This window comes from Caryophanon tenue (genome assembly GCF_001700315.1).
GTDB classification, from domain to species: domain Bacteria; phylum Bacillota; class Bacilli; order Bacillales_A; family Planococcaceae; genus Caryophanon; species Caryophanon tenue.
Map to the genome: position 1 here is coordinate 1 of NZ_MASJ01000030.1, position 9,918 is coordinate 9,918.

Annotated in this window: 7 protein-coding genes; 3 read left to right on the forward strand and 4 right to left on the reverse strand. The window is 39.1% G+C overall.

Going from position 1 to position 9,918, the window contains the following annotated elements:
• Positions 1-98 precede the first annotated feature (98 nt).
• Positions 99-656 (reverse strand): nitroreductase family protein, encoded by a 558-nt coding sequence (locus tag A6M13_RS12020; protein ID WP_066546639.1) that lies wholly within the window; start codon positions 654-656, stop codon positions 99-101.
• 229 nt (positions 657-885) lie between these two features.
• On the opposite strand from A6M13_RS12020, the gene A6M13_RS12025 reads away from it, so the two are divergent.
• On the forward strand, positions 886-1,914 hold the full coding sequence (locus tag A6M13_RS12025; RefSeq protein WP_066546641.1) for a DUF2804 domain-containing protein: 1,029 nt from the start codon (positions 886-888) through the stop codon (positions 1,912-1,914).
• A 100-nt stretch (positions 1,915-2,014) separates the two neighbouring features.
• On the opposite strand, the gene A6M13_RS12030 is transcribed toward A6M13_RS12025, so the two are convergent.
• Both A6M13_RS12030 and A6M13_RS12035 read right to left on the reverse strand, forming a co-directional pair.
• A complete protein-coding gene (locus tag A6M13_RS12030; RefSeq protein ID WP_066546644.1) occupies positions 2,015-2,989 on the reverse strand; it encodes a proline dehydrogenase family protein in 975 nt (324 codons plus the stop codon).
• A 492-nt stretch (positions 2,990-3,481) separates the two neighbouring features.
• Complete coding sequence (locus A6M13_RS12035; RefSeq protein WP_066546645.1) at positions 3,482-4,777, reverse strand: AAA-type ATPase lid domain-containing protein; 1,296 nt, start codon at positions 4,775-4,777, stop codon at positions 3,482-3,484.
• A gap of 170 nt (positions 4,778-4,947) precedes the next feature.
• Between A6M13_RS12035 and pruA the strand changes: the two genes are divergently transcribed.
• Positions 4,948-6,492: an L-glutamate gamma-semialdehyde dehydrogenase gene (gene pruA, locus A6M13_RS12040; protein ID WP_066546647.1), complete on the forward strand. Its 1,545-nt coding sequence runs from the start codon at positions 4,948-4,950 to the stop codon at positions 6,490-6,492.
• Between the two features lie 429 nt (positions 6,493-6,921).
• Here the strand turns inward: pruA and A6M13_RS16625 are convergent, their stop codons facing one another.
• Positions 6,922-7,047, reverse strand: coding sequence for a hypothetical protein (locus A6M13_RS16625; protein ID WP_281181718.1), 126 nt, complete (start codon positions 7,045-7,047; stop codon positions 6,922-6,924).
• Positions 7,048-7,390: 343 nt separating this feature from the next.
• Here A6M13_RS16625 and helD point away from each other — a divergent pair, with 343 nt between their 5' ends.
• Entirely contained in the window at positions 7,391-9,649 is a 2,259-nt protein-coding gene (gene helD, locus A6M13_RS12045; protein WP_066546649.1) for an RNA polymerase recycling motor HelD, read from the forward strand.
• Positions 9,650-9,918 lie beyond the last annotated feature (269 nt).

The window sequence follows — 9,918 nt, forward strand, 5'->3', positions numbered from 1 at the left end:
CTATGTGGAGTAGCACCAAAAGCAGAAAAATATCCTTCAGCAACGACAACGGCTGAAGGATATTTCTTTTTGTCTCATACTCTTCTTTTTAAATAATGTTATTCACCAAATACAGAAACAATCTGTGCCACATCTTTACGTGGCTTCGCTGGTGGCATTTGGTCAAAATAGCCGATTTGCACCATCGCAATTACACGTTCCCCATTTTGCACATTTAATGCTGTACGGAATTTCGGGTTATCAAGGAAGCCTGGTGTTTTCCAGCACATACCGATGCCGTCTTCCCACCCTAATAACTGCATGTTTTGAATCAACATGCTTGCCGCTGCGTAATCTTCTAGACGTTCCTTTTGACGCGCATCTTCAGGAACGATCACAAATGCATACGCACCTGGTAGTGTAAACTTCTCCATCTTTTTCGCTAAAGCATCTGGCTCTTCCGTTTGCCAATTTGGAAACACAAGGTCACGTAATAACGTATGTACAGCCGATTGGTCTTCTCCCGCTGTAATGACAAAACGCCAAGGTTCACGATTGCCGTGATTTGGTGCCCACGCTGCATCTTCAATAAGACGTAATACCGTTTCTTTCTCTACCTTTTTGCCATTGAATTGTTTAATCGAACGGCGCTCAATAATAGTTTGTCGAATAGACATGATAACGCTCCTCTACGCTAAATTTGTACTGTACAGATGCACAGTGACATATCGCTCTTTTCCATTATAACGAATATTTGCACACTCGACAGCTCCAATCTTTTCCATCGTCATGTATCCGTCACATTTCCTATATAATCTTGTCGTTTAAACGAATAATTCCCTACATTATTATCAATATTTTGTTACAATTTATGCAAGGAACTGAGCGTAATTTCGTTAAGAAAGGATGTCTGTTGTGCAGCACGTTGAACAAGAAATTTTTGAACCAACATTGTTATGTGACCGAAAAGGAAATTTAAACCCAGCCGCGATTGGCTATGCACGGAAGCCCGTCATTCAATGTAATTTACGGGGAAATTTCATGCGTAAAAAACGTTGGAATTGCTGGTCGATTTATGGCGACGAAATGATGTTTTCTGCAACGGTTAGCCATTTAGATTACGCAGTTTTATGTAATGTGTATGTATTTGAATATGAGACGCAACGCTATTTTGAAAAGAATATGATTTTACCGATTGGGGCACTCACAAAGATGTCTAAAAACGTCTATGAAACGACGAGCTTTCGCACACACAATACATCCGTTCTTTTTAAATACGAAGCAAGCATAACAAACTTGCAAATTACGATAAATAACTTTAATGAAGAACCACTAACAGCCAATTTACACATCGAACACCCACACGACGATGACTCACTCAACCTCGTTATTCCTTGGAATCGTCAAACATTCCAATTTACAGCGAAGCATCATACATTGCCAACGTCCGGTACAGTGAATATCGGCAATCGGACTTTTTCATTTGGACGTGATGATAGTTTCGCCGTTTTAGACTATGGTCGTGGTATTTGGCCTCGACAAGCGTCTTGGAATTGGGGAATGGCTTCACAGCGTATAGGGAAACGACGCATCGGCTTAAATTTCGGGGGCAAATGGACAGATGGCACAGGCTTAACTGAAAATGCGATTTTCATTGATGGCCAAATGCAAAAAATATCAGAGGATGTACAGTTTATATATGACCGTACAAACTTTATGAAGCCTTGGAAAATCGAATCGAAATTCACAAATCGTGTACGTCTTACATTCGAACCGTTTTACGAGCGCATTGCGACATCGAATACACCATTATTAAAATATGAAACGCATCAAATGTTTGGTTATTACAACGGACGTATTCAGCTCGACAATGGCTCTTGGCTACATATCCCGCAAATGATTGGCTGCGTCGAAGAATGTATGACAACATGGTGAGTACCATCAAGTAAAAGAACATGAGGCAAAAAGAAATATCCTTCAGCAACGACAACTGCTGAAAGATATTTTTCTGCTGTGCTACGCTCTTTCTATTAGTTTAAGACGAACGCTTCGTTAAATAACCTAATGCAAATGCAGCAGCGCCTACACCGAGCAATACATTCGTTTCTTTTGTGAAAATTTGCTTTGTCACAAGCGTTACATTTTGTGGACGCTCTGCTAAACGTCGCATAAAATAGCCGTACCAATCTTCACCAAACGGTAAATATGTGCAGAATTGATACCCTTCGCGAACTAATGCTAATTGTAAATCTTTTCGGAAACCATATAGCATTTGGAACTCAAATTTATCGTATGGAATTTGGTGCTCCGCCACAAAACGTTTTACATGCTCAATGACATGATGATCATGCGTAGCAATCGACGTGAATTTTCCATGCAATAAATGGTATTCAATTAACTTTATATAATTTGCATCAATGTCTTGTTTTGATGTATATGCCACTTCTGGACTTTCCTTATACGCCCCTTTAACGATGCGTAAGCGTAAATGCTTATATTGCTCGATATTGTCCATCGCCTCTAAAAAATAAGCTTGAATAACTGTGCCTACATTATCGAAATGTTCCCCTAGACGCGTCACTAAACGGAATGATGATGCAAGTCGCGCATAGTTCTCCATATCAAAATTGACGAAAATGTCATATTCATGCGCGCGGGCAACGATGTCATATAAATTTTCATAGCAAAATTCTTCATCAATATCTTGTCCCAATTGCGATGGTTTCAGAGAAATATGGGCATCTGCTTGCTCTGTATGAATACGCTCAATAACCGCTAAAATTTGTTGCTTTGCTGCGATCGCTTGCTCTTTTTCAAAAACAAATTCACCTAAATTATCTACTGTACATGCAATCCCTTGCGCATTTAACGTATGAATTGTCGACATTACTTCATCAACGGTTGTACCTGCAACGACATTTTGCGCACCGAGACGTAAACCGTACTTTTGCGCTGCTTTATTTAACGCTCTATTTTCAGATAACTGTAAAAATACATCCTTTAATGCCATATTCATCTCTCCTAACCATTATTTTTAGCAACTATTCTTTATAGTGAGTATAATACAAACATCAAGAAATGCAATAAAATTTTTACACAAAAACGCTGATTTAATGGCAAATAGATAAATCAAATCTCTTGCACGCTTCTAAATATATTAAAAATAGCAATAAAATATTGCACATAAATGATCTATATGTAAAAGAAGAGCTTGGGATAGAAGGATAATCCAAATCAATCCCACCGATGTTCGATGATAAACATTTGATACGTCGTCGTTAAATGAAGAGCGGACTTCTAGCGGAACAGTACGAGCGAGAGACTACAGGGGACATCTGCAAAGAACGCCACATCGTGTGGCAAAGCAGATGTGACAAACTTCGTGTTTGCCTCCGTACTGCAGAAAAGCCTGCTCGAAAATTTAAGACGATGAAAGCAGAAAAGTGTTAGGAGAAATGACGATATTTCTCCTAACACTTTGTTTTGTCTCAACCTCTTTGTATTATTTCCGTTTCAAACGATATTGTAAGCCTTGTCGATGTAAGCCTAATGTTTTTGCCGTTTGTGAAATATTGCCGTTATGCAGCGCAAGGGCATGTTGAATATAATATTCTTCCACCTCTCGCATATATTCATCTAACGGGCGCAAATCTTGCTTCTCGTGGAATGTAAATAAATCATTCGACACCGTTTCTGTACGCTGTTCTTTTACTTTCCATCTAAAATAAGCGGGCAACATGTGTAGCTCAATCACTTCTTCCGATGTCAGCACAATCGAAATATCATCGAGCAATACTTCTAACTCCTTCAGATTCCCTGGCCAGTCGTATGTCATAAATAACGTCTCGACTTCTGATGATAACGCATGCACCTTCACACCAAAATTCATACGACGACGCGCTAAATAATCCGATACGAACGGCATAATATCTTCACGACGATCACGCAATGCCGGCACATGAATCGTTAGCTTCGAGAATAAATAATATAAGTTTTTTGATAGCTGCCCCGTCGCGATTAAATCAATTGGGTCCGTTCCAATGCTCGCAATAAACACATGACCTTGATGTTTATATTCATTTAGTAACGTTAAAATCTTTTCCTGCGCTGCCATCGATAAATATTCGATACGCTCCGCAAAAAATGTATAATTTTTTGACTCTGCAATATACTTTTCTAGTTGTGCAATTAATGCCTCTTCATTACGACGACAAATCAATGTAATAAAGCGTTCGTTCGCTTCACTTAGTTCGTGGTGAATCCCTTCGGCAATCATATCTTTCCCTGTACCAGACTCACCTACAAGCATTACCGGAATGCGTCCAATCGCCGCAACTTTTGCTTGCTGAATAACTTGCTGCATCGCACCGGATACCGCCGTTATAATATCAAATGTAAGTGGTGCGCCGTAACGACTTAACGGCTGGTCCATTAAAAATTCCTGATGCGTAATATCACGCGCAAACTGAATCGCTAGCAACTTCCCCGTCGAAAGTGTGAACGGACGATAATCGCTAATGATCGTAATTTCCTCACCTTTTTTATTCCAAAACGTTTGCTTTTGATGCAAAATTGGCTGTTGCGAGCTAATCACTTGATGCAAAAAGTGTTGCCCTAAATCGACATCTAATAATTCATTGAGTAATCGACGCTCAATTTCTTCGCGCGATACACCTGTTAATTCACTCATTTTATTGTTGTATAAAACGACATGGCCGTTGTCATCAATAACACAAATCCCCGTCGTAATTTGCTGTTCCATAAACGCATAAAGTTCAACATATTCCTCTAATCTCATGTTTGCCACTCCTTACTTTGTTTATTTTAGCATGCTTTTCGTTCGCTTAATTGCACATTTTCTAAATTTAAAACAATTCTTTGTTGATTTATGCAATTTTATAATGCACAATATAAATATACAAACAAAATATGCGCAAAATTATATTGCACAACTTAGGAGGTCTTTTCATGATTAAGTATCAGCACGAAGCATTTAAAGATTTTTCATTACCACAAAACGCCGAGGCGTACCAAAAAGGGTTAGCAACAGTTGAAGCCTATTTAGGACAAGATTACCCATTAATTATCGGTGGCGAGCGTATTACGACAGAAGATAAAATCGAATCGTATAACCCTGCCAACAAAACACAATTAGTCGGTCGTGTGTCAAAAGCGTCTCAAGAGCTAGCTGAAAAAGCAATGCAAGTAGCTGATGAAACGTTTAAAACGTGGAAAAAGGTAAAGCCTGAAACACGTGCCGATGTATTATTTAAAGCAGCAACTATTATTCGTCGCCGTCGCTTTGAATTTAATGCGTTGTTAACATTCGAAGCAGGTAAAACGTGGGTAGAAGCTGATGTTGAAACAGCTGAATGTATCGATTTCTTAGAATACTACGGTCGTCAAATGTTAAGCATGAAAGATGGTCGTCCTGTTGAAAGTCGCCTAGATGAGTACAACCGCTATGACTACATCCCATTAGGTGTAGGCGTTGTGATTTCTCCTTGGAACTTCCCATTTGCGATTATGGGTGGTACAACAGCAGCGGCAGTTGTGACTGGTAATACCGTATTATTAAAACCAGCATCTACAACTCCAGTTGTTGCATATAAATTTGTTGAAGTATTAGAAGAAGCGGGCTTACCAGCAGGTGTCGTGAACTATATTCCTGGAAGCGGCGCTGAAGTTGGTGATTACTTAGTGGATCACGCACGTACACGCTTCATTAGTTTTACGGGTTCTCGTGATGTCGGTTTACGTATTAATCAACGTGCATCGGTGTTAAACGAAGGGCAAATTTGGTTGAAACGTGTTATCGCTGAAATGGGCGGTAAAGATACAATCGTTGTCGATAAAGAAGCTGATTTAGAATTAGCAGCTCAATCAATCGTAAAATCAGCATTTGGCTTCTCAGGTCAAAAATGTTCAGCATGCTCACGTGCCGTTATCGTTGAAGACGTATACGATGAAGTTGTTGCGCGCCTTGAAGAATTAACAAAGGCACTATCAATTGGAAACCCAGCAGATTATGCAAACTTTGTCGGTTCAGTGATTGACGCAGCTGCTTATAAAAAAATTACGGAGTACATTGAAATCGGTAAAGGTGAAGGTCGTTTACTTGCTGGTGGTAACGCAGACGATTCAGTTGGCTACTTCGTACATCCAACCGTATTTGCCGATGTGTCACCAGAAGCACGCATTATGAAAGAAGAAATTTTCGGACCAGTATTAGCAATTGCAAAAGCAAAAGATTTTAAAGAAGCGATTGATATTGCCAATAATACAGAGTATGGCTTAACAGGTGCTGTTATTACGAAAAATCGCACAAACTTAGAGTATGCACGTGAAGAGTTCCATGTTGGTAACCTTTATTTCAACCGTGGTTGCACAGGCGCAATTGTTGGCTACCAACCATTTGGCGGTTTCAATATGTCAGGAACAGACTCAAAAGCAGGTGGACCAGACTACTTAACACTGCATATGCAAGCAAAAACAACATCAGAAATGTTTTAGTTATGCATCCGGTAGGACAGACGGAAACTTTTTGTAGTACATGTTGTACTATCGGATGAATTTATACATGTGAAGCGGCGACTGCTCGCGCCTCCCTTCACGCACACTCCACTAAATGAAAAACGCCGCTAGTAACAATTGCTACTAGCGGCGTTTTTTCTGTTCTATCCTACATTTAATTCAATATAAAAATAATCGCAACAATAATGACAGCTAAAATAGGTGGCGATAATAAAAATTTCTTCATGTACATCGAAGTCCTTTCACATGTAAATCATTTTTTACTTTGTTTATTATAACGTTTTTTATACATGTGACCTACCAAAGTACTCCGCTAAATGTTCAGTGATAAAAAATACCATCTAAAGCAAGTACGCTTTAAATGGTAATCTATCTCTTAAATATCGTGACAATCGTTCATGCGTTTATTTATTTTGTGTAAGAAAGAATAGCAGACTTACTGAAATTTTTTAACGCTTGTGTTGCTTCATTCTTTTCCGCATATTCAAACATACGTACATTAAATTGATCTTCAAAAACAGTAATTACCCACATAGTCATTCTCCTTTTTTGTTAAAACTGTATTATTACAGAAAGTATTTTTCTGTGTTATTAACTTATCTGTTATAAAACAGTATACGCCCTTTTATTAAAAAAGAAAGCTTTTTTCGTACATTTTCACATTTCGTTCATATATTCACCGAATTATTTGACAATTAAACGAACAACGACAGAATGTGCTCGTTCACGTCTATTTTCTGCTTAGTTGTAAAAAATGGATGAAAGCGTTTTATGTTTTTTCGTCATAAATTCGTTGACGAACGGCTTCTTTTTCTATGAAATGTGCTATTATAATTATCTGTCAATTTTTTCAGATTAAAGGAGGGACTTTTCCATTATGTCGCAACATCCAGATTTTCAACAAGAACAGCATTACTTACATCATGCAAAAACGTATATGCAAAATCTTTTAACTACATCTGCACAAGATTTAAAAACAGCGCAAGACAATATTCGCACATCACTCGCTGATTTAGATTATTTAGATTCGAGTTTGAGCTATTTAAATATTTTAGAAAATGCGCGGTTCTTTGAAATGGCACGTGACCAACAAGATAGTTTACTTGCGGTGCAAAATAAACCATACTTTGCGCGTATATCCTTTCAACGTCATGACGCAACCGACATTGAAACATTTTACATAGGGAAAATCTCCCTCTTTGATCAACAAACACATGAACCGATTATTATTGATTGGCGCTCACCAATTGCGAACGTTTACTATGACGGACGTTTAGGTGATTTAACTTACGATGTACGCGGTGAACAGCATCGTGGTCATCTGCATGCAAAGCGGCAATATAAAATAGAACAAGGTAAGCTACTCGACATTCGTGACGTCGATTTAACAACGACTGATGAATTGCTACAGGAAGCGCTTGAAGGTAAAGCGGATGTACGTTTAACAGAGATCGTGTCGACCATTCAAAAAGAGCAAAATGAAATTATTCGTGCACATTTAAAGCAACCGATTATCGTACAAGGTGCAGCTGGCTCTGGTAAAACGACGATAGCACTCCACCGCATCTCTTATTTTCTCTATACGATGGGCGACCATTTTAAAGCACAGCAGCTAATGATTTTAGCACCGAATGATTTATTTATTGATTATATTAGTGATGTCCTCCCTGATTTAGGCGTTGGCAAGATTCAGCAAACAACGTTCCAGCAATATATTGTGCAGGCATTATCCTTAAAAATAACGCCCGAAAATCAAAACGATACACTTGAGAAGCTAATCGTCGCTACAGATTCACCTAGTGCGTGGCTACTTCAATGGAAAGGCTCACTTGCATTCCGCGACGCGCTAGACCGCTACGTCGACAAGCTTGAAGCCGATATGGCAGCGCAGTTTGAAGATGTCTTTTTAGAAAAATACCGCTTACTGCGCGCATCAAAGCTGCAAAAATTATTTTTAGAAGAGCTACACTATTTACCGCTTGAACAACGGTTAGAACGCATAAAAAAAGTGATGCAAGCGGATGTCAAACGAAAAGAAAAAGCAGTGTACCAAGCACTCTCCGACCGCTATGAGGCAACGCTTGATAAAATTTTAAATGGCATTCGTGATGCTGAGAAAAGACGTCGCCTTATTTTCAAATATACCGATGAACGAGATGAACGCTTACCACAAATTAAGCAAGAAGCGAAAACGAAAACAGCGAGCTATATGCGTCGCTTTAAAAAATTCAATGTCAAAACGTTATATCGTGAATTTGTGACAAACCGTAACCTACTCGCAGACCTTGTGCCTGATTGGACAGTTGAGCAGCTAGAACAGTTTTTACAAGCACATAAAAAAGAACGCTGGCATGCTGATGATTTAGCCGCGCTTTATTATTTAACAGCTCGTTTAAAAGGCATTCGCGATGAATGGAAAATGAAGGTTGTATTTATCGATGAAGTGCAAGATTACAGTTTATTGCAACTTGCATCATTACAAGCAGGGCTTGAGACAGATATGTTTACAATGGTTGGCGATGTGGCGCAAGGAATTCACAGCTATCGTTCTTTAACAGAATGGGATTCGGTACGTGCTTTATTCCCGCGTGCGACGTATACAACCTTACAAAAAAGCTACAGAACAACGATTGAAATTATGAACGTAGCAAATAACATTTTACAGCAAATGGACGAGGCATTACCGCTTGTCGAACCGGTTGTCCGCCACGGCGAACATCCTCAGTTTATACAATGTGCAGCATTTGATACCGCGCTACTGATGCAGCAAGATAAGTTATTACGTGAAAAAGGCTATCGCTCCATTGCGTTTATTTGTAAAACAACGGCTGATGCGATTACCTATGCCGAGCAATTACGCCATGACGGTTATATCGTACAATTACTTACTGAAAACTCAGAGCTTGACCAAACAAAATTATTAATTGTACCGAGTCATTTAGCAAAAGGGCTAGAATTTGACGCCGTTATTGTCGGCGCATTCGACACCCCATTTTATCCACAATCACTTGATCGAAAGTTATTATATGTCGCTTTAACACGTGCGATGCATCATTTAACATTAATTGCACCGAGCATCGAACATTTCCTCTTAACCGCTAATGCGATCGAGCATAACGAAAGATTGGAAAAATAACTAGATTTTTAAAAATATAAAACGAGGCTGGGACAGAAGGGTAATTCAAATCAATCCCAACGATGTTCGATGATAAATATTTGATACGTCGTCGTTAAATGAAGAGCGGACTTCTAGCGGAACAGTACGAGCGAGAGACTACAGGCTCGAGCCGTACCGCAGAAAAGCCTGCTCGAAAATTTACGTCGAGGAAAGCAGAAAAGTATTAGGAGATATGACGAGATTTCTCCTAACACTTTGTTTTGTCTCAGCCTCATTTTTTTACTTTT

Coding starts and splice junctions, on each gene's coding strand:
- A6M13_RS12020 (WP_066546639.1), bottom strand. CDS start 656: ATGTCTATTCGACAAACTATTATTGAGCGCCGTTCGATTAAACAATTC.
- A6M13_RS12025 (WP_066546641.1), top strand. CDS start 886: ATGTCTGTTGTGCAGCACGTTGAACAAGAAATTTTTGAACCAACATTG.
- A6M13_RS12030 (WP_066546644.1), bottom strand. CDS start 2,989: ATGGCATTAAAGGATGTATTTTTACAGTTATCTGAAAATAGAGCGTTA.
- A6M13_RS12035 (WP_066546645.1), bottom strand. CDS start 4,777: ATGAGATTAGAGGAATATGTTGAACTTTATGCGTTTATGGAACAGCAA.
- pruA (WP_066546647.1), top strand. CDS start 4,948: ATGATTAAGTATCAGCACGAAGCATTTAAAGATTTTTCATTACCACAA.
- A6M13_RS16625 (WP_281181718.1), bottom strand. CDS start 7,047: ATGTGGGTAATTACTGTTTTTGAAGATCAATTTAATGTACGTATGTTT.
- helD (WP_066546649.1), top strand. CDS start 7,391: ATGTCGCAACATCCAGATTTTCAACAAGAACAGCATTACTTACATCAT.